This window comes from Streptomyces dengpaensis, from assembly GCF_002946835.1.
Classification (GTDB): Bacteria; Actinomycetota; Actinomycetes; order Streptomycetales; family Streptomycetaceae; genus Streptomyces; species Streptomyces dengpaensis.
Genome location: NZ_CP026652.1, coordinates 722116 through 740211 on the forward strand (window position 1 = coordinate 722116; position 18096 = coordinate 740211).

Here is an 18096-nt window from a genome sequence, read left to right on the forward strand (position 1 = left end):
TTCCGGGTCTTAACTCACGTCCTAAATTAAGCCATGAGGGTCGTTCGGGAAGTGAACGCGGGCGCCTCTCGCGGCTCTCCCTCCGGGAAAGGGACACAAGCAGCCATGCGCAGAATCCGAGCCGCGGCCGCCGGTGCGGTCACCATTTCCTTGCTGACCGCCGCGACCGCCTGTGGCGGCGGCTCGTCGAGTGGCGGGTCCAACGACTCGCCGAAGACGCTCACGTACTGGGCCTCCAACCAGGGCGCCAGCGTAGAGGTGGACAAGAAGGTCCTCCAGCCCGAACTCGACAAGTTCGAGAAGCAGACCGGGATCAAGGTGAAGGTGGAGGTCGTGCCCTGGTCCGACCTGCTGAACCGGATCCTCACCGCGACCACGTCCGGTCAGGGCCCCGACGTGCTGAACATCGGCAACACCTGGAGCGCATCCCTGCAGGCCACCGGGGCGCTGCTGCCCTGGGACGCCGAGAACTTCGACAAGATCGGCGGCAAGGACCGCTTCGTCGACTCGGCACTCGGCTCGACGGGCGCGCAGGGCAAGGACCCGGCCGCGGTGCCGCTGTACTCGATGGCGTACGCGCTCTACTACAACAAGAAGATGTTCGCCGACGCGGGAATCTCCCAGCCGCCGGCCACCTGGGACGAGCTGATCGCCGACGGCAAGAAACTGTCCAAGGACGGCAAGTGGGGCCTCGGCGCCGAGGGTTCGAACCCGTCGGAGAACATCCACCACGCCTTCGTCTTCGCCCAGCAGCACGGGGCCGGCTTCTTCACCGCCGACGGCAAGCCCGACTTCACGTCCGAGGGCGCGGTCGCCGCGGTCAAGCAGTACGTCGACCTGATGGCGAAGGACAAGATCATCGCGCCGGGCAACGCCGAGTACGCGCAGAACCAGTCCGTGAGCGACTTCGCCAAGGGCAAGTCGGCGATGCTGCTGTGGCAGTCGGCGTCCGCCAACCTGACGTCGCAGGGCATGAGTGAGGACGCGTACGGCATCGCCCCGGTGCCCGTGCAGTCCGGCACGCCGGGGACCGGCACAAACGTCAACTCGATGGTCGCGGGCATTAATCTGGCGGTCTTCAAGAACACCGACAACCTCGACGGCGCGACGAAGTTCGTGAAGTTCATGACCAGCGACGCGGAGCAGAAGATCCTCAACAAGGCCTACAGCTCGATTCCGCCGGTCAAGAACGCCCAGGCGGACCCGACCTTCAACACCCCGGCGAACGCGGTCCTCAAGGACACCCTGGCCAAGAGCGCCGCCGCGCTGCCGCAGGTCGCCGACGAGTCGCAGTTCGAGACATCGGTCGGTACGGCCGTCAAGGAGCTGTTCGCCGACGCCGCTGCCGGACGGCCGGTGACCACGGAATCGGTGCGGGCCAAGCTCGGGAAGGCCCAGCAGCAGATGCCGACGAAGTGAGCACGATGACGACCGCCATGGCGGAGAGCGCCGTGGGCGGGAGTCCCCCCGGTGCGCCGGCGCGCGACACCCGCCGCCGCACCGGGCGGATCCGCCGCATCGGACTGCCGTATCTGCTGCTTCTGCCCGCTCTGCTCCTCGAACTCCTGGTCCATCTGGTGCCGATGGCGACCGGCATCGTGATGAGCTTCAAGGAGCTCACGCAGTTCTACATCCGCGACTGGGGCACGGCGCCGTGGTCCGGCCTCGACAACTACAAGGTCTCGGTGGACTTCAGCGCGCCCGTCGGCCAGGCGCTGCTCCACTCGTTCCTCGTCACGGTCGGCTTCACGCTGCTGTCGGTCGGCCTGTGCTGGCTGATCGGCACAGCGGCGGCGGTCTTCATGCAGGACACCTTCCGGGGCCGCGGACTGCTGCGGGCGCTCTTCCTCGTCCCGTACGCGTTGCCCGTCTACGCGGCCGTCATCACCTGGGTGTTCATGTTCCAGCACGACAACGGCCTGGTGAACCACGTCCTGCACGACCAGCTCGGCCTCACCGACAAGCCCTCCTTCTGGCTCCTCGGCGACAACAGCTTCGTCGCGCTGCTGACGGTGTCGGTGTGGAAGGGCTGGCCGTTCGCCTTCCTCATCGTCATGGCCGGGCTGCAGAACATCCCGAAGGAGCTGTACGAGGCCGCCGCGCTCGACGGTGCGGGCATGTGGCAGCAGATCCGCCGCATCACGCTGCCGTCACTCCGCCCCGTCAACCAGGTGCTGATCCTGGTGCTGTTCCTGTGGACGTTCAACGACTTCAACACGCCGTACGTCCTGTTCGGCAAGACGGCACCGGAGGCCGCGGACCTCATCTCGGTGCACATCTACCAAGCCAGCTTCGTCACCTGGAACTTCGGCGCCGGGTCCGCGATGTCCGTCCTCCTGCTGCTCTTCCTGCTCGTCGTGACGGGCGTGTACCTCGTGCTCACCTCGCGCGGACGGAGGACCGCCGATGTCTAGGTCCGTGAAGTCCCCGTTCGCGATGTCCAGGTCCCCGATGGCGCCGCCCCGGTCCTTCCTCTGGTCCCGGCGGATCTTCCTCACCCTGCTCACCGGCTTCGTCCTGGTGCCGGTGTACGTCATGGTCTCCAGCTCCCTGAAGCCGCTCGCCGACGTCACGGGCAAGTTCCGCTGGCTGCCGAGCGGCCTCACCATCCGCCCGTACATCGACATCTGGTCGACGGTGCCGCTGGCGAAGTACTTCGTGAACTCACTGATCGTGGCGGGCGCGGCGACGGTCTGCTCGGTGGTGATCGCGGTCTTCGCGGCGTACGCGGTGAGCCGCTACCACTTCCGCGGCAAGCGCGTCTTCACCGTGACAGTGCTGTCCACGCAGATGTTCCCGGGCATCCTCTTCCTGCTTCCGCTCTTCCTGCTGTACGTCAACATCGGCAACGCCACGGGGATCGCGCTGTTCGGCTCGCGCGGCGGACTGATCCTGACGTATCTCACCTTCTCCCTCCCGTTCTCGATCTGGATGCTGATCGGGTACTTCGACTCGGTGCCGCGTGATCTGGACGAGGCGGCGCTGGTCGACGGCTGCGGACCTCTCGGGGCGCTGTTCCGTGTGGTGGTGCCCGCCGCGATCCCCGGCATCGTCGCGGTCGCCGTGTACGCCTTCATGACCGCCTGGGGAGAGGTGCTGTTCGCGTCGGTGATGACCAACGACACCACCCGCACGCTCGCCGTCGGGCTCCAGGGCTACTCCACGCTGACCGACGTGTACTGGAACCAGATCATGGCCGCCTCGCTGGTGGTCAGCGTCCCCGTGGTCGCGGGCTTCCTGCTGCTCCAGCGCTATCTCGTCGCCGGACTGACGGCGGGAGCCGTCAAGTGACCGGCTCCGCCTCTCCCGAAGGGACTTCCGTGACCATCGACCTCGCCGCACTCCCCCAGGACTTCCTGTGGGGCACGGCCACGTCGGCCTACCAGATCGAGGGCGCCGTGGCCGAGGACGGCCGCTTCCCCTCGATCTGGGACACCTACGCGCACACCCCCGGCAAGATCGCGGGCGGCGACGACGGGGACATCGCCTGCGACCACTACCACCGCTGGCGCGAGGACGTCGCGCTCATGCGCCAACTCGGCACCAACGCCTACCGGTTGTCGGTCGCGTGGCCGCGTGTGGTCCCGGGCGGCGACGGTCCGGTCAACGCGAAGGGGCTCGACTTCTACGACGCGCTGATCGACGCCCTGCTGGAAGCGGGCATCACGCCCTCCGTCACGCTGTACCACTGGGATCTGCCGCAGGTGCTCCAGGACCGCGGCGGCTGGCCGGTCCGTGACACGGCGCACCACTTCGCCTCGTACGCGGCGGTCGTCGCGGAGCGGCTGGGTGACCGCGTCACGCACTGGACCACGCTCAACGAGCCCTTGTGCTCGGCCTGGATCGGCCACCTGGAAGGGCTGATGGCCCCGGGCCTGACCGACCTCACCGCCGCGGTCCGCGCCTCGTACCACCTCCTCCTCGGCCACGGCCTGGCCACCCAGGCGCTGCGGGCCGCGGTGCCGAACGCCCAGATCGGCATCGTCAACAACCTGTCCAGCGTCGAGCCCGCCTCCGGTCGACCCGAGGACGTCGCGGCGGCGCTGCGTCTGGACGGTCACAGCAACCGCTGGTGGCTGGACCCGGTCCACGGGCGCGGCTTCCCGGCGGACATGCGCGAGGTGTACGGAGTCGAACTCCCGGAAGTCTCTGGCGACTTGGAGACGATCGCCGAGCCGCTGGACTGGCTGGGCCTCAACTACTACTTCCCGTCCACCGCCGCCGACGACCCCACGGGACCGGCCCCGCACGTCCGCGCGGTCCGCCGTCTCGGCGTGCCCCGCACCGGCATGGACTGGGAGGTCGACGCCGCCGGAATCGAACGCCTCCTCTTCCGCCTCACGGACGACTACGGCGCCCGCAAGCTGTACGTCACGGAGAACGGCTCCGCCTACCCCGACGTGGTACGCCCCGACGGGACCGTCGACGACCCCGAGCGCACCGCGTACCTCGAACAGCACCTCGCGGCCTGCACATCAGCGGTCCGCAAGGGCGTTCCGCTCGCCGGCTACTTCGCCTGGTCGCTCCTCGACAACTTCGAGTGGGCGTACGGCTACGACAAGCGCTTCGGGCTCGTGCACGTCGACTACAAGACGCAGCGGCGCACGGTGAAGAGAAGCGGTCACCGGTACGCGGAGATCATCCGGGAGCACGGCGGGAGGGGGCACGGGGCGGCCTAGGCAATCTCGTCGAGGGCGGCGACGAGCTGCGGAGCCACCGCCTCGCGCACCCAGGCCACGCGTTCGTCGCCGGGTGCGCGAGGCACGGTCTCGACGAGCATGATCAGGCCCCCGCGGCCTCGGCGGCGCGGAGGTGCTCGGCGTGCGGGAAGTCCGCATCCGGGGCGTCATAGCCGAAGTAGCAGACGTCCGGGGCCAGTTGCGCGCGGTGATCGCCGCGGTGCGGTCGGCGATGGCTCCGCGGAACGGGGCGAGTCCCGTGCCCGCCGCGACCATGACGACCGGGGCGCTGTCGTCGATACGGAAGGTTTCGTCGGCCGAACCCCGGAGGGAATCCCCATGAGATCACTCACCGAGCAGGACATCCGCACCTCGTTCATCAACTGCTCCAAGGGTGAGGCCAAGCGTCTCGCGATCCCCCGGGAACTCGACGAACGCCCCTGGGACGACCTGGACTTCCTGGGCTGGCGAGATCCCGGAGCGCCCGGCCGCAGCTATATCGTCACCGAGCGGGGCGAGGACCTCGTCGGCATCACGCTGCGCTTCCCGTTCTCCCAGCGCGGCTTCCTGCACCGCAGCATGTGCTCGCTGTGCCTGACGACCCACCCGGGCAACGGTGTCTCGCTGATGACGGCACGCAAGGCGGGCGCGGCCGGCCGCGAGGGCAACTCGGTCGGTGTCTGCATCTGCGCCGACCTGGCCTGTTCCCTGTACGTACGCGGCAAGAAGGTCCCCCTGTCGGGAGCCCGCTTCGAGGAAAGCCTCACGACGGAGGAGCAGATCGCCCGGACGGTACGCAACCTGTCGGCATTCCTCGACAAGCTCGTCCTCTAGGTGATCCTCCAGCTCGTCCTCCGAGGAGGAAACCAGCAGGAAACGGGCGCGCGGGTCCCGGGCCGGGCCGGTTACGGACAGCTAGGGTCCTCATCGAAGACCGTCGTTCGGTACGCCTGTGAAACGGGAAAACCCCAAGGATGCAAGAGGAACGTGGTGAGTGGGCGGAGTCCGTCGCCCGCTTGGTGAAGCAACGCCGGGAACCCGTGGTCGTCCAGACGCTCAGGTCGACGGCCGCCGCGACGATCGCGTACGTCGTCGCCGTGCACCTCAGCCCCGAGTCCGCACCCCTCACCGCTCCCCTGACCGCGCTGCTGGTCGTCCAGGTCACCCTGTACTCCACGCTCATCACCAGCATCCGGCGGGTGAACTCCGTGGTGGCCGGCGTCGTCATCGCCATCGGCTTCAGCACCCTCGTGGGTCTGACCTGGTGGAGTCTGGGCCTGATCATCCTCGCCTCGCTGATCGTGGGACATCTCGTCCGGGTCGACGAGTTCGTGCCCGAGGTGGCGATCAGCGCCATGCTGGTCCTCGGTGTCACCCGGGTGGGCGACATCGCGTGGGCACGGGTGGTGGAGACGCTGATCGGGGCGATCGTGGGGCTCGCCGCCAATTCCGTGCTCCCGCCGCCGGTGTGGGTGGGCCCGGCCGGTGAGTCCATGGAGGAGCTGGCCCGCCGGATGCGGCGGTTGATGCTGCGGATCGGCGAGGAGGCGGCGGGTCAGACCCCCTTCAAGCTCGCGGCCGAACGGCTGCACGAGGCACGCCGCCTCGACCACGACATCACCGCGGTGGACGCGGCGCTGCTACAGGCCGAGGAGAGCCTGAAGCTCAACCCGCGCGTCCGCGAGGGCCTGCTGCACCGGGTCGTCCTGCGCACCGGGCTCGACACCCTGGAGATCTGCACCGTGGTCCTGCGCGTCCTCGCGCGCAGTCTCACCGACCTCGCCAAGGAGCGTGAACCCCAGCCGCTGTTCGCGCCGCAGGCCGGGGCCACCCTGGAGCAGTTGCTGTCCGAGGTCGCCGACGCCATCGTCAGCTTCGCCGTCCTGGTCACCACCGATGTGAGCCGCAGCGCCGAGTCGGCCGAGGCACGGCTCAGCGCGGAACTGACCACGGCGGCCGGCACCCGCGACAAGCTGGCCCAGCTGTTCCTCGACGAGGTCCAGCGGGACCCCCGCCAGTGGCAGCTGCACGGCGCCGTCCTCACCGAGGTCAACCGCATCATCGACGAGCTCGACACGGAGCACCGCACCCACCGGCTGCTGGAGGAGCTGGACCGCTGCACCCACGAAGAGCACGAGCGCCATCCCCGCCTCACCCGCCTGCGCCAGCAGCTGCGCACCCTGGCGCTGCTGCGCAGGAACCGGAACCGCCCGGCCGCTTCTCGTCGTTCTACGTGACGAAGCGATATGACGGCGCGACACGACGTCATGGAAGCGGTACGACGTTCGATGAGGCGAAACGACGAGGGGGCGGGCGAATGACCGAGGGCACCGTGCGGATCGACGGGAACACACTGCGGCTGCCGGGCGGGGTGCAGGTGCGCTTCATGCGGACCCTGCGGCTGCCCGAGACGGGCACGCACGCGCTTCCTCCGGGGCTCGGCGAGTTCCCGATACGCCGTGTCGAGGACTACGCGGACACGGTGCCCGCCGAGTGGCGGGCGCGCGGCGGTGTGATGCTGCCGGTGTATCTGCGCGAGGCCATGTGGCTGAGTTTCGCCGGGACGTCGGAGCCGGCCGCCCTGCAGGTCGGCGTGGGCAAGGTGTGCGCCGTCTCGGGCAAACCGTGGAGTTCCCGGCTCGCCCGGGATCCGCAGAACTATGTGGTGCTGCCGCGCCAGCCGTGGCTGGACGGCATCAACTCCGGGAAGGGGACGGTCCGCCAGTTCGTGGCGGTGCCCCTGGGCCTGGGCGCCACGGTCGAGGGCCAGGTCACCGGCGAGGAGGTGTGGGGCGGCGTACAGCTGCAGTCCTTCCCGCTGCGTGACGAGGAGCTGGCGGCGTGGCGTGAGGCGGAGCGCCGCAGGGCGGAGCAGGCCCGGGAGATGGCCCCACCTCCGCCCGGGAGCGGCTACGGTGCCGCGTTCCCCATGGCCGCCGCACCGGCCGCGCCGGGCGCCGCTCCGGCCCCGCAGGGAGCCGCTCCGGCTCCCGCGGGCGCTCCGCCGGGGCGCCCGCGGAGTGCCCCGGCGATGGGCCTCGGCGTCGGCGGTTCGATGCGCCAGGAGGTCTACCGGGACGACCGGCCGCTCACATCCTGGGCCAAGACGCCGGCCGGACGCGTCTTCGTCCATCTCGTGACGCCTCCGGAGTGGCGCCGTATCACCGGCGAGGCGCCCCCGCCGTCCCCCGTGGACCGGGCGGCCTACACCCGCGCCGGGCTCCCCTGGTTCGACTACTACGACCAGGACGCCACCGATCTTGCCCCGACGGACACGCTGGGCTCGGTCCAGCCGGTCGGCGACTGGCTCGGCGACGACCACGAGCCCTGGCAGCAGCCCTCACCCCATCAGGTGAAGCCGCTCGGAGACGCGCCGGGCAAGCCGGTCGAGGACGGTGACTGGTAGGCGCGGCAAGCGTGTTCCGCAGGACGCACATCCTGTTGACGTTTTTGCACTGCGGGGGTGTCGCACGCCAAGGTGGCTGTCACAGCTGAGGCAACCGACACCCTGAGGTGCAGGCATGAGCAGTGGTGCAGAACCGGCGCGAGGCTCGGGCGGCGGCTGGACCAGGCGCCGTTTCGTCGGCGTGCTGGCGGGAGCCGCCGCGGTGACGACGGTCCCGGCACCGGCCGCCCCCGGGCCGGACCCGGCGGCGGCCCCGACGACGCCGGCAGCGCCCACGCCCGGATCCGCCCCGTCCCCGTCCCCCACCCACCGCGCCGGCCCGCGCCCGCTGTTCCTCGGCACGTACACCTCGGTCGACGGCGGCGGCACCGGGATCGGTGTCGCCACCTACGACGCCACGACGGGGCGTATCACGGGCGCCGGCACCATCACGGGTGTCGGTGACCCGTCGTATCTGGCCCTTCATCCGGACGGCCGCACGCTGTACGCCGTCAATGAGCGGGACGAGGGCGGGGTGACGGCCGTACGTCTGCACTCGAACAAGGTGCTCGGCACGCGCGGCACCGGTGGGTCGGCCCCCTGCCATCTGTCGGTCCATCCGAGCGGGCGCTGGCTGCTGAGCGCCAACTACGGCTCGGGCAGCGTGGCCGTGCACCCCATCGACGCCTCGGGCGCGCTCGGTGAACGCACCGACCTGGTGACGCACTCCCGTCCGGCGCCCGGCCCGGGTCAGCAGGGCCCGCACGCCCACCAGGTCATCACCAGTCCCGACGGCGGTCATGTGCTCGCCGTCGACCTGGGCACCGACACCGTCTACAGCTACCGGCTGAACGGGTCCGAGGGCACGCTGACCGAGGTGTCGCAGGCACGGACGCGGCCGGGTGCGGGCCCCCGTCACCTCACGTTCCACCCCGGCGGCCGCTACGCCTATCTCGCCAACGAGGTCGACAACACCGTGGCGGTCTGCGCCTACGGTCCGGCCACCGGGCGGCTCACAGTGGGCGAGCCGCAGTCCACGGGCACGGGTGAGGGCACGAGTTACCCGGCACAGATCCTGGTGACGGCGAACGGCGCGTACGCCTATCTCGCCAACCGCGGCCACAACAGCCTGACGCGCTACGCGATCGAGGCGGACGGCGCACGTCTCAGGCTCCTGGACACCGTGCCGGTGGGCGGCGACTTCCCGCGCCAGATCGCGTTCTCGCCGGACGGGCGGCTGCTGTTCGCGGCGAACCAGAGGTCGAGCACCGTGAGTGTCTTCCACGTCGACGGCGAGAGCGGCGAACTCCGGCTCGCGGGCGAGCCGTTCGCCTCACCCGTCGCGGTCTGTGCGCTGCCGCTGTAGCGCGCGGGGGCAGGAGGCGGCGCTCGCCTGGGTGAGCAGGACGTGCATGCGTTCCGTGAGCTGGGCGACGTCGTCGGCGGGCGCGTGGAAGGGCAGGCGTACGTCGCCGTTGCCCCGCGCCCGCTCGATGCGCAGCGTGAGCCCGTGGCGGTCGACGGCGAGGGGCTGGACGCGCACGGCGCCGTGCAGGCTGTCCGGTTCGACGAGGCGGGTGAGCCGCTCGACCGCGTCCGGGTGGGCGTCGGCGAGATGGGTGAGCAGCTGGGCCTCGGCCAGGGCGAGGGGGTCGGGCTCGGCGTCTGCGAACTCGTCCAGGTCGAGCACGACCGTCCCGGACGGCTGCCGCAGCACGGCGCGCGTCGGGCGGAAAGCAAGGTGTCCGTCCTCGGGGACGAACCAGCCGGCGAGCCACAGCCGGGCGCGGATCCGGTTGCGCAGCGGGACGGGCGCCACGTCGGCGAACTCGAGGACGGCGGACGGCTCGCCGCGCGGCGCGCAGATCGCGGCCGCGAGCAGCGTGCTGTCCTCCGGCACGTGCAGGAGCACCCGGCCGTCCGCGGCGACGGTGTGCGCGCCGACGAACTCCTCCCGGCCGCCCTCGGCGGTCACCGCGCAGGACCATGTCGCGGCGAGTACCGAGCGGGCGCGTTCCGCAGCGGCGGGCTCGGCCGTCCGGGTGTGACGGTCACCCATCAGATTCCTCCTTAGGTAAGGCTTGCCTAACCTACCGAAGATCCGGGTGTACGCCAACCAGGCCTCCCGCATCCGTGGGCGTTCAGGAGGTGATCGCGCCCAGCAGCGCCCGCGCGCACAGATCGCGCACCTGCTCGCGGGTCAGCTCCGCACCCCTGAGCCATTCCAGGCACACGGCCGTGGTGAAGGCCAGCCACCCCCGGACGGCGATCCGGAGTTCGGGGCGGTCCTGCGGCGCCCGGCCGAGCTCGGGGTCCGCGGCGAGCGCCTCCAGGATCTGCCGCTCCTGCGCGGCCAGCGCCCGCTGGTAGACCTTGCGCACGGCCTGGTCGCCCGCCGCGTCGGCGCGGTGGAAGGCGCGGAAGCCGTGCGCGTGTTCCTCGACGTATCCGAGGAAGGTGTCGAGGCCCGCGGCCAGTTGCTCGCGGACGGGAATTCCGGGTACGGCGGCGGTCATCCGCAGCATCCGATGGCTCTCACGCTCGACGACGGCCGCGAAGAAGTCCCGTTTCGTCGGGAAGTAGTGGTACAGCAGTCCGCGCGAGACTCCGGCGATCTCGGCGACCTGCTCGATCCACACGTCGTCGTACGGGCTCTCCGAGAACAGCCGGGCCCCGACCGACAGGAGCTGCTCTCTGCGCTCCTCGGTGCTGAGCCGCCGACGCCCGCGCTCCCCCTGTTTCCCCGCCATGCCCGCACCTTACTTGACGTGGGTTCGACAACGGGACCAGACTGAAATCGGCTATTGAACTCGCGTACAACAGACTCAACTCACCCCAGGCACAAGGGAGATGGCGTCATGGCGGAGACGAAGGGGACCGCGCTGCCCAAGGGGTTCCGCAGCGCCGAGCTGGGCTGGCCGGAGCTGCACCGCATTCCGCATCCGCCGCGCCGTGTGCCGCTGATCGGCGATGTGCTCGGCGCGGGCGTGCGATCGCCGCTGCAGGATTCGATGCGCTTCGGGCGTCGGCTCGGGCCGATCTTCCGGCGCAAGGCCTTCGGGAAGGAGATCGTCTTCGTCTGGGGCGCGGATCTCGCGGCCGAGCTGGCGGACGAGTCGCGGTTCGCCAAGCACGTGGGCCTCGGGGTCGCCAATCTCCGCCCTGTGGCCGGGGACGGCCTCTTCACGGCGTACAACCACGAGCCCAACTGGCAGCTGGCGCACGACGTCCTGGCCCCCGGCTTCAGCCGCGAGGCCATGGAGGGCTACCACCCGATGATGCTGGCCGTCGCCGAGCGGCTGACGGACCGCTGGGACCGGGAGCAGGCGGCCGGGCGCGCGGTGGACGTACCCGGCGACATGACGAAGCTGACGCTGGAGACGATCGCCCGGACCGGCTTCGGCCATGACTTCGGTTCCTTCGAGCGCTCCCGGCCGCATCCCTTCGTGAACGCGATGGTGGGCACGCTGACGTACGCGCAGCGCCTCAATGCCGTCCCCGGTCCGCTGGCTCCGCTGCTGCTGCGCGGCGCCATCCGGCGCAACGAGGCGGACATCGCGTATCTCCATCGCACGGTCGACGCGGTGGTGGCCGCCCGTCGATCCGCCGACGGGGAAGGCGACTTGCTGGACCGGATGCTGAAGACGGCACACCCGGAGACCGGGGAACGGCTCGCGCCGGAGAACATTCGCCGTCAGGTCATCACCTTCCTGGTCGCCGGCCACGAGACCACCTCGGGCGCGCTCTCCTTCGCCCTGCACTACCTGTCCCGGCACCCTGACGTCGCCGCGCGCGCCCGGGCCGAGGTCGACCGGGTCTGGGGCGACACGGACCGGCCCGGGTACGACCAGGTCGCCAGGCTGCGGTACCTCCGCCGGGTCCTCGACGAATCGCTGCGGCTGTGGCCGACGGCGCCGGCCTTCGCGCGGGAGGCCCGGCAGGACACGGTGCTGGGCGGTGTCCACCCCATGCGGCAGGGCGCGTGGACGCTGGTCCTGACGGCGATGCTGCACCGCGATCCGCAGGCGTGGGGCGCCGACGCCGAGCGGTTCGACCCGGATCGCTTCGACGCCAAGGCCGTACGGGCCCGGCCCGCGCACACCTTCAAGCCCTTCGGCACCGGGGCGCGGGCCTGTATCGGCCGCCAGTTCGCCCTGCACGAGGCGACGCTGGTCCTCGGGCTGCTGCTGCGCCGCTACGAGCTGCTGGCCGACCCGGACTACCGGCTGCGCGTGGCCGAGCGGCTGACGTTGATGCCGGAGGGGCTGCGGCTGCGGCTCGAACGCCGCGTGCCCACACCGGACTCAGTGCCGGCCCGTCCAGTGATCCGGACGGGTGACTGACTCCGGAAGCCGGGTGCCGACGCTGCCCCGGGCCGCGTTCAGCTGCGGCTGGGTCAGGAAGAACGCGCCGGCCAGGTCGGCGTCCGTGAGGTCGGTGTCGCGCAGGTCGGCGCCGATCAGGTCCGCGCCGCGCAGATCGGCGCCGGTGAGATCGGCGGCGATGAGGTAGGCGCCGCGCAGGTTGGCGCCCCGCAGGTCGGCCCCCTTGAGCCGGGCCCCCATGAGGTCGGCGCCCCGGCGGTCCTTGCGCTTTCCGCGGCCGCTTCCCGCCCGCACGAGCTCACTGGTGCGCAGCAACAGCGCATTCACTTCCTGCCGGTGAGCGTCCACGTCCAACTCGCCGAGTTCCTCGGGGGTTTGGCGGGTGAGCCGCTCCGTCGTGCCGAGCGCGCGGCGGATGTCGGCGTGCACGGGGCGGGCCGCGGGGAGCGTCAGCGCCTCGTTGAGGTACCAGAGCAGTTCGTGGAGCTGGCGGACGACCGGGAACACGTCGAGCATCTGCCGGGCGCGCTCCCGCGATCCCGAGCGCCAGTCCGCATCGCCGAAGGTGACCTGGGAGACCTTCTGGCCCGCGCCGAAGCAGTCGTACACGGTGCAGCCCGTGAAGCCCTTGTCCCGCAGCCGCGTGTGGATGCCGCACCGGAAGTCGGTCTCCAGGTTCGGGCAGGGCTTTCCGGCGTCCTTGTCGATCGCGAAGTCCGCCGAGCGGGAGAAGGGCAGTGCGACGCAACACAGCCCGAAGCAGCGCGCACAGTCGCCGCGCAGGTCGTGCAGGTCGCGCAGGTCGGCTCTCTGGTCTGGCATGCCGCCAGCTTACTGACCTGCTTGAACCGCCCCGGGGCCGCGCAAGTGGCCATGCCGCGCAAGTGGCCATGCCGCGCAAGTGGCCATGCCGCGCAGCGGCGTTCAGGCGGTGTCGGAGCCGCCGTAGTTCCGCACGGCTTCCAGGTACTCGGCCACCGCGTCCCGGTTGCGCGTCAGGCACTCGATGCGCTGACTCATCCGTCCCAGCTCCGTTTCCAGAGTGCTGATCATCTCCGGGGTGGCATCGGGGAAGTGGATCGCCCGCGGCTTGTCCAGGCACGGCAGGATCTGCTTGATGATGCGGGTGGGCAGCCCGGCGTCGAGCAGCCCCCGGATCTGCAGCACCCGGTCGACGAGGCGCTCGTCGTACTCTCGGTAGCCGTTCGGGGAGCGCTCGGAGACGATGAGGCCCTGCTCTTCGTAGTAACGCAGCAGTCTCCGGCTGGTGTTGGTCCGCTCCGACAGCATGGCTTCCCGGCGAAGCGATCGAGCGCGGCGGGCGTGGCCACCTGATCGTCAGTCCTCCCCCAAGGGCAGGGCGAGACGCTCGAGGCGCTCGGGGTCGGACAGGATGTACATGCCGGTGATCCGGCCGTCGGCGATCGTGACGGCCGTGACCGACACCGGCCGGCCCTCGGGTGCGGTGACGACACCCAGCGCGCCGTTGACCAGCGCGAGCCGTGCGACCTGAGCGAACTGCCGGAACGTAAAGGCCTGTTCGGCCACCGCCTTCGCCCCGTGCACCACCTTGGACGCGGCCGCTCCGCGCACCAGGGCACCCGAGTCGACGCGCAGCACCACGTCCGGGTGGAGCAGGGCGACGAGTGCCTCGAAGTCGCCGCCGCGGGAGGCGGCCAGGAAGGCGTCGAGCACCTGGCGCTGCCGGCCGAGGTCGGGATCGGCCGACGGGGTGGCCCCCTGGACCCTGCGGCGGGCCCGGCTGGCCAGCTGCCGGGTCGCCGCCGAACTGCGTTCCACGATCGGCGCGATGTCGTCGAACGGCACCGCGAACATGTCGTGCAGGACGAACACCAGCCGCTCGGCGGGCTCCAGCGTCTCCAGGACCACGAGCAGGGCAAGGCCGACCGAGTCCGCCTGGAGCACCTCCTGTTCGGGGTCGATCTGCGACAGGGGCCGGATCACCGGGTCCGGGACGAAGGTCTCGTCGATCGGCTCCTCGCGGCGCGCGGCGCGCGAGCGCAGCATGTCCAGGCAGACCCGGCCCACCACCGTGGTGAGCCAGCCGCCGAGGTTCTGGATGGCGTCCGCGTCGGTCCGGCTCAGCTTCAGCCAGGTCTCCTGCACGGCGTCGTCCGCCTCGGCCAGCGAGCCCAGCATCCGATAGGCCACGGCCCGCGGCTGCCCACGGTGCTGCTCGAAGCGGTCGGCGAGCAGTTCGTCGTCGTTCATCCCGTCCCCGTTCGGTATGTGTCGCTCACCCGATGATCCCATTACGCTGCCGAGGGAGGGAGGGCCGATCCCGCTAACGGGTTCGCGCTGCCGGGCTCCCGCTACTGGGCTCTGGCTAACGGGCGAAGAGTTCGAACGCCACCGCCGGCGCCCCGCCGAAGCGCTCGCCGGTGGTCGTGGCGGTCGCGGTCAGGAATTCCCGTACGTACGTCTCCGGGTCCTCGCTCGTCAACGCCTCGATGTAGGTGCGGTGTTCGAGGAGGGAGCGCACCGCGCGCTCCAGGCCGGGCCTTGCGTCCACCGCGTGGGTCGGGGTGCTCGAGCCCGCGACGGCGACCCAGCGGACGCCGTTCCACGGCGCCAGTCCCCGCTCGGTGAGTTCGGGGAAGATCCAGCGGTTGCCGGCGTCCGCGGCCGCGTCCAGGGTGGCGCGGCCGACGGCGATGTGGTCGGGGGTGTTCCATCCGACGCCGCCCCAGGTGTCCCGGTGGTTGAGGGTGATGACCAGTTCGGGGCGGTGGCGGCGGATCGCGGCGGCGATGTCGCGGCGCAGGGCGGTGCCGTACTCGATCACCCCGTCCTGGTGGCCGAGGAACTCCACGGCCGAGACGCCCACGGCCGCCGCGCTCGCCCGCTGCTCGCGCTCGCGCAGTGGGCCGCACTGGGCGGGCTCCAGGGTGTCGATGCCCGCCTCGCCGCGGGTCGCGAGGACGTAGGCGACCTCGCGACCCGCGTCGGTCCAGGCCGCGACCGCCGCCGAGCAGCCGTACTCCAGGTCGTCCGGGTGGGCCACCACGGCGAGGGCGCGCTGCCAGTCGCCGGGCATCGGCTGGAGCTGGCTGATCGTCGGCTCGCTCATGGGTGCAGACTATGCCGACCCGCTGCCGTCGCCACCCCTCTGGCGCGGCTCGTCCGTCACCCCTGACGTCAGGCCTCGTCGCGCGCCAGCGCGAGCAGGCGATCCAGGACGCGCGGCCCGCCGGCCCGTACACCGTCGTGCTCGAACTCGTCGGTCACCCAGGTGCGCAGGCCCTGGACGGCGCGTGCGGTGCGCAGGGCGTGCTCGGTGTCGACGTACATGTCGTCGTGGTAGACCGCCGCGGCGACCGGCACCTCGTTGGCGGCGAGCCGGGCGGGGTCGTACAGCGGCCGCCAGTCGGTGCGGGCGGCCAGTTCCTCGGCGGTCTCGCGCAGGGGGCGCAGCGCCGGGTCGGTCTCGAACGTCCAGGGGTGCACGGACTCGCCGGTGAACAGCAGCGGTCCGTCGTCCGCGAGGGCCTTGGCCGCGTCGAACTGCGGGAACTCGGCGCGCACCCGCTCGGCGGACCAGGCGGTGGGGGGACCGCCCTGGGCGTAGCAGGCCTCGTGGACGAGCGCGTACAGGGGGTGCCCCGCGTACGAGAGCAGGCTCTGGACGTCCTCCTGGAAGGCGTCGGAGAGGGCCGTGCCGTGCGCGGTGCGGACGAAGGCCTCCTCCAGGAGGTAGTGCAGCCGGTGGCTGCCCTCGCCGCCGCCGAGGACGATGCCGAGCGACTGGAAGGCCTCGACGGTCAGGCGGTAGCCGCCGTTCAGGACCGGCTCGTGCTGGAGGAGGTACTCCGCGATCTGGCGGGCCCGGTCGACGTCCTGCGGGTAGCGCGCGTAGTGCGCGGCGACCTTGCGCTCGATGCGCGGGTACGCGGCCCGGTAGACGTCGTCCGCGTGCGCGTCGAGGGAGGGCAGGCCACCGGTGATGACCGCGGTGCGCAGGCCCTCCGGCGCGGTGGACAGGTAGTGCACCGTGCAGAAGCCGCCGAAGCTCTGGCCGAGTACGGTCCAGGGGGCGCCGCCGGTCAGCCCGGGACGGATGGCCTCGCAGTCGCGCACGATGGAGTCGGCGCGGAAGTGGGTGAGGTAGTCGGCCTGTTCGTGTGGGCCGCCGCGCAGCGGGAGGGTCTGCCGGTTGGCCGGGGTGGAGTGGCCGGTGCCGCGCTGGTCGAGGAGCAGCACCCGGAACTCCTGCACCGCGCGGCCGAGCCAGGCCTGCTTGCCGATGAAGCGGTTGGCGCCGAAGCCGGGGCCGCCTTGGAGATAGACCAGCCAGGGAAGGTCCTGGTGTGCCTTGTCGCTCGCGACGACCTCGCGGGCGAACAGTTCGATGCTCTCTCCCGTCGGGTCGTCGTGGTCGAGGGGCACGGTGAAGTGGTGGTCGGTGAGGACGACACCGGGCTGGCGGTAGCTGAGAGTCAACAGGGCTCCCGAGACGTAAGGGCTTCAGGCTGTGTCCCAGTTGAGCACACGTTCCGCGGTCGGCGGCCCGGGGATCAAGAAAACTTGCTGAATACCCGGTCAGCCCGTGTGCCGTGACCGCCCGCTCCGCGCTGAACGCTCAGCGCGCCGGCAGGCTGGAGCGGCGCACCACCAGCTCCGGCTGGAGGACGAGCCGCTGGTGCTCGTGCCGCGTGGGTGCGGTCTCCGCCCTGATCTCCTCCAGGAGCAGCTCGGCGGCCAGGGCGCCCATGGCCACGGCGGGCTGCCGTACGGAGGTGAGCGGGACGGCGGCGGCGGCCGCGAACTCGATGTCGTCGTAGCCGACGATCGCCAGGTCGTCCGGGACGCCGACGCCCGCCGCGTACATGCCCTGCAGGACGCCGAGCGCGAGCAGGTCGTTGGCGCAGAACACGGCGGTGGGGCGCTCGGCGAGGCCCAGGAGCCGGGCCCCGGCGTCGCGCCCCGCGGCCACGTCGAGGCGCTCGGTGGGCAGCTCGCGCAGGCACTCCGGGCCGAGCCCCGCCTCGGCCAGGGCGTTCAGGGCGCCCGTCCGGCGGTCCCTGACCTGGTTCAGTCCGGGCGGCCCGCTGACGTACGCGATGGAACGGTGACCGGCGTCCACGAGATGCCGTACGGCCAGCGCGCCGCCCGACACGTCGTCGACCGAGACCGAGCACTCGGTGGTGCCCTCGGCGACCCGGTCGACCAGCACGAACGGGATGCCGTTGCGGCGGAACGCCTCGATGTTGCGGCCACTCGCGTCGGTGGGCGTCAGGAGCACGCCGCGCACCCGCTGCTCGGCGAAGAGCGACAGATAGTCGGCCTCCTCGCTCGCGCTCTGCGCGCTGTTGCAGACCATCACGCCGAGCCCGGTCTCCCGTGCGGCGCGCTCGGCGCCGCGCGCCACGTCCACGAAGAACGGGTTGCCCATGTCGAGGACGAGCAGGCCCATGATCCGGCTGCGGCCGGCCCGCAGCTGACGCGCGGACTCGCTGCGGACGTAACCGAGCCGGTCGATCGCCGACAGCACGCGCGCCCGGGTCTCGGAGGCGACCGTGTCGGGGCGGTTGATCACGTTCGAGACCGTGCCGACGGAGACTCCGGCGGCACGGGCGACGTCCTTGATACCCACCGACTGGGCCATCAGGCAGGGACCTCCAGGGTGATGAGTAGCGGCGGGCCAGTTCTCACATTACTCGCGTGCCCTCCAAGGGCGGTGGGCACG

17 protein-coding genes and 1 pseudogene are annotated in these 18096 nt (G+C 71.1%); 9 read left to right on the plus strand and 9 right to left on the minus strand.

The window, feature by feature from the left end:
- Window positions 1-105: 105 nt before the first annotated feature.
- The 4 genes from C4B68_RS03465 to C4B68_RS03480 are packed head-to-tail and all read left to right on the plus strand — an operon-like array spanning window position 106 to window position 4679.
- Window positions 106-1419, plus strand: coding sequence for an ABC transporter substrate-binding protein (locus C4B68_RS03465; RefSeq protein WP_099501405.1), 1314 nt, complete (start codon window positions 106-108; stop codon window positions 1417-1419).
- Between the two features lie 5 nt (window positions 1420-1424).
- Window positions 1425-2414, plus strand: a complete 990-nt coding sequence (locus tag C4B68_RS03470) for a carbohydrate ABC transporter permease (protein ID WP_099501629.1) — start codon at window positions 1425-1427, stop codon at window positions 2412-2414.
- Complete coding sequence (locus C4B68_RS03475) at window positions 2407-3291, plus strand: carbohydrate ABC transporter permease (protein ID WP_099501407.1); 885 nt, start codon at window positions 2407-2409, stop codon at window positions 3289-3291. Before C4B68_RS03470 ends, C4B68_RS03475 begins: the two co-directional genes overlap by 8 nt.
- A 29-nt stretch (window positions 3292-3320) precedes the next feature.
- Entirely contained in the window at window positions 3321-4679 is a 1359-nt protein-coding gene (locus tag C4B68_RS03480; RefSeq protein WP_099501631.1) for a GH1 family beta-glucosidase, read from the plus strand.
- 106 nt (window positions 4680-4785) lie between these two features.
- Here the strand turns inward: C4B68_RS03480 and C4B68_RS42915 are convergent.
- A pseudogene (locus C4B68_RS42915) lies at window positions 4786-4991 on the minus strand (hypothetical protein); the annotation flags it as partial.
- Between the two features lie 27 nt (window positions 4992-5018).
- Between C4B68_RS42915 and C4B68_RS03495 the strand changes: the two are divergent.
- The 4 genes from C4B68_RS03495 (at window position 5019) to C4B68_RS03510 (ending at window position 9430) form a co-directional block, all read left to right on the plus strand.
- The gene (locus C4B68_RS03495; protein ID WP_099501409.1) at window positions 5019-5513 is read left to right on the plus strand and encodes an FBP domain-containing protein; all 495 of its coding nucleotides are present in this window, start codon (window positions 5019-5021) and stop codon (window positions 5511-5513) included.
- Window positions 5514-5653: 140 nt separating this feature from the next.
- Window positions 5654-6916 carry an aromatic acid exporter family protein gene (locus tag C4B68_RS03500; protein WP_099501410.1) on the plus strand — a complete coding sequence of 421 codons (1263 nt, stop codon included), beginning with the start codon at window positions 5654-5656 and terminating at the stop codon, window positions 6914-6916.
- An 80-nt stretch (window positions 6917-6996) separates the two neighbouring features.
- Window positions 6997-8085, plus strand: a complete 1089-nt coding sequence (locus tag C4B68_RS03505) for a hypothetical protein (protein WP_099501412.1) — start codon at window positions 6997-6999, stop codon at window positions 8083-8085.
- 115 nt (window positions 8086-8200) lie between these two features.
- The gene (locus C4B68_RS03510) at window positions 8201-9430 is read left to right on the plus strand and encodes a lactonase family protein (RefSeq protein WP_180289234.1); all 1230 of its coding nucleotides are present in this window, start codon (window positions 8201-8203) and stop codon (window positions 9428-9430) included.
- Here the strand turns inward: C4B68_RS03510 and C4B68_RS03515 are convergent.
- Together C4B68_RS03515 and C4B68_RS03520 are read right to left on the minus strand one after the other, a co-directional pair.
- Window positions 9398-10123: a DUF2470 domain-containing protein gene (locus tag C4B68_RS03515; protein WP_099501414.1), complete on the minus strand. Its 726-nt coding sequence runs from the start codon at window positions 10121-10123 to the stop codon at window positions 9398-9400. The genes C4B68_RS03510 and C4B68_RS03515 overlap by 33 nt on opposite strands.
- Before the next feature lie 82 nt (window positions 10124-10205).
- Window positions 10206-10814 carry a TetR/AcrR family transcriptional regulator gene (locus C4B68_RS03520; protein WP_099501415.1) on the minus strand — a complete coding sequence of 203 codons (609 nt, stop codon included), beginning with the start codon at window positions 10812-10814 and terminating at the stop codon, window positions 10206-10208.
- Window positions 10815-10922: 108 nt separating this feature from the next.
- Between C4B68_RS03520 and C4B68_RS03525 the strand changes: the two genes are divergently transcribed.
- A complete protein-coding gene (locus tag C4B68_RS03525) occupies window positions 10923-12407 on the plus strand; it encodes a cytochrome P450 (RefSeq protein WP_099501417.1) in 1485 nt (494 codons plus the stop codon).
- On the opposite strand, the gene C4B68_RS03530 is transcribed toward C4B68_RS03525, so the two are convergent.
- From C4B68_RS03530 to C4B68_RS03555, 6 genes are all read right to left on the minus strand, one after another.
- The gene (locus C4B68_RS03530) at window positions 12369-13211 is read right to left on the minus strand and encodes a pentapeptide repeat-containing protein (RefSeq protein ID WP_099501419.1); all 843 of its coding nucleotides are present in this window, start codon (window positions 13209-13211) and stop codon (window positions 12369-12371) included. The two genes, C4B68_RS03525 and C4B68_RS03530, sit on opposite strands and share 39 nt — an antisense overlap.
- 102 nt (window positions 13212-13313) lie before the next feature.
- Window positions 13314-13679, minus strand: a complete 366-nt coding sequence (locus C4B68_RS03535; RefSeq protein ID WP_099501420.1) for a MerR family transcriptional regulator — start codon at window positions 13677-13679, stop codon at window positions 13314-13316.
- A 48-nt stretch (window positions 13680-13727) separates the two neighbouring features.
- Window positions 13728-14621 carry an RNA polymerase sigma factor SigJ gene (gene sigJ, locus C4B68_RS03540; protein WP_099501422.1) on the minus strand — a complete coding sequence of 298 codons (894 nt, stop codon included), beginning with the start codon at window positions 14619-14621 and terminating at the stop codon, window positions 13728-13730.
- A 115-nt stretch (window positions 14622-14736) separates the two neighbouring features.
- Window positions 14737-15480 carry a PIG-L deacetylase family protein gene (locus C4B68_RS03545; protein WP_099501424.1) on the minus strand — a complete coding sequence of 248 codons (744 nt, stop codon included), beginning with the start codon at window positions 15478-15480 and terminating at the stop codon, window positions 14737-14739.
- Between the two features lie 68 nt (window positions 15481-15548).
- Entirely contained in the window at window positions 15549-16850 is a 1302-nt protein-coding gene (locus tag C4B68_RS03550) for an alpha/beta fold hydrolase (RefSeq protein WP_099501425.1), read from the minus strand.
- 139 nt (window positions 16851-16989) lie between these two features.
- On the minus strand, window positions 16990-18015 hold the full coding sequence (locus C4B68_RS03555) for a LacI family DNA-binding transcriptional regulator (protein ID WP_099501427.1): 1026 nt from the start codon (window positions 18013-18015) through the stop codon (window positions 16990-16992).
- Window positions 18016-18096 lie beyond the last annotated feature (81 nt).

Coding starts and splice junctions, on each gene's coding strand:
- C4B68_RS03465 (WP_099501405.1), top strand. CDS start 106: ATGCGCAGAATCCGAGCCGCGGCCGCCGGTGCGGTCACCATTTCCTTG.
- C4B68_RS03470 (WP_099501629.1), top strand. CDS start 1,425: ATGACGACCGCCATGGCGGAGAGCGCCGTGGGCGGGAGTCCCCCCGGT.
- C4B68_RS03475 (WP_099501407.1), top strand. CDS start 2,407: ATGTCTAGGTCCGTGAAGTCCCCGTTCGCGATGTCCAGGTCCCCGATG.
- C4B68_RS03495 (WP_099501409.1), top strand. CDS start 5,019: ATGAGATCACTCACCGAGCAGGACATCCGCACCTCGTTCATCAACTGC.
- C4B68_RS03500 (WP_099501410.1), top strand. CDS start 5,654: ATGCAAGAGGAACGTGGTGAGTGGGCGGAGTCCGTCGCCCGCTTGGTG.
- C4B68_RS03505 (WP_099501412.1), top strand. CDS start 6,997: ATGACCGAGGGCACCGTGCGGATCGACGGGAACACACTGCGGCTGCCG.
- C4B68_RS03510 (WP_180289234.1), top strand. CDS start 8,201: ATGAGCAGTGGTGCAGAACCGGCGCGAGGCTCGGGCGGCGGCTGGACC.
- C4B68_RS03515 (WP_099501414.1), bottom strand. CDS start 10,123: ATGGGTGACCGTCACACCCGGACGGCCGAGCCCGCCGCTGCGGAACGC.
- C4B68_RS03520 (WP_099501415.1), bottom strand. CDS start 10,814: ATGGCGGGGAAACAGGGGGAGCGCGGGCGTCGGCGGCTCAGCACCGAG.
- C4B68_RS03525 (WP_099501417.1), top strand. CDS start 10,923: ATGGCGGAGACGAAGGGGACCGCGCTGCCCAAGGGGTTCCGCAGCGCC.
- C4B68_RS03530 (WP_099501419.1), bottom strand. CDS start 13,211: ATGCCAGACCAGAGAGCCGACCTGCGCGACCTGCACGACCTGCGCGGC.
- C4B68_RS03535 (WP_099501420.1), bottom strand. CDS start 13,679: ATGCTGTCGGAGCGGACCAACACCAGCCGGAGACTGCTGCGTTACTAC.
- sigJ (WP_099501422.1), bottom strand. CDS start 14,621: ATGAACGACGACGAACTGCTCGCCGACCGCTTCGAGCAGCACCGTGGG.
- C4B68_RS03545 (WP_099501424.1), bottom strand. CDS start 15,480: ATGAGCGAGCCGACGATCAGCCAGCTCCAGCCGATGCCCGGCGACTGG.
- C4B68_RS03555 (WP_099501427.1), bottom strand. CDS start 18,015: ATGGCCCAGTCGGTGGGTATCAAGGACGTCGCCCGTGCCGCCGGAGTC.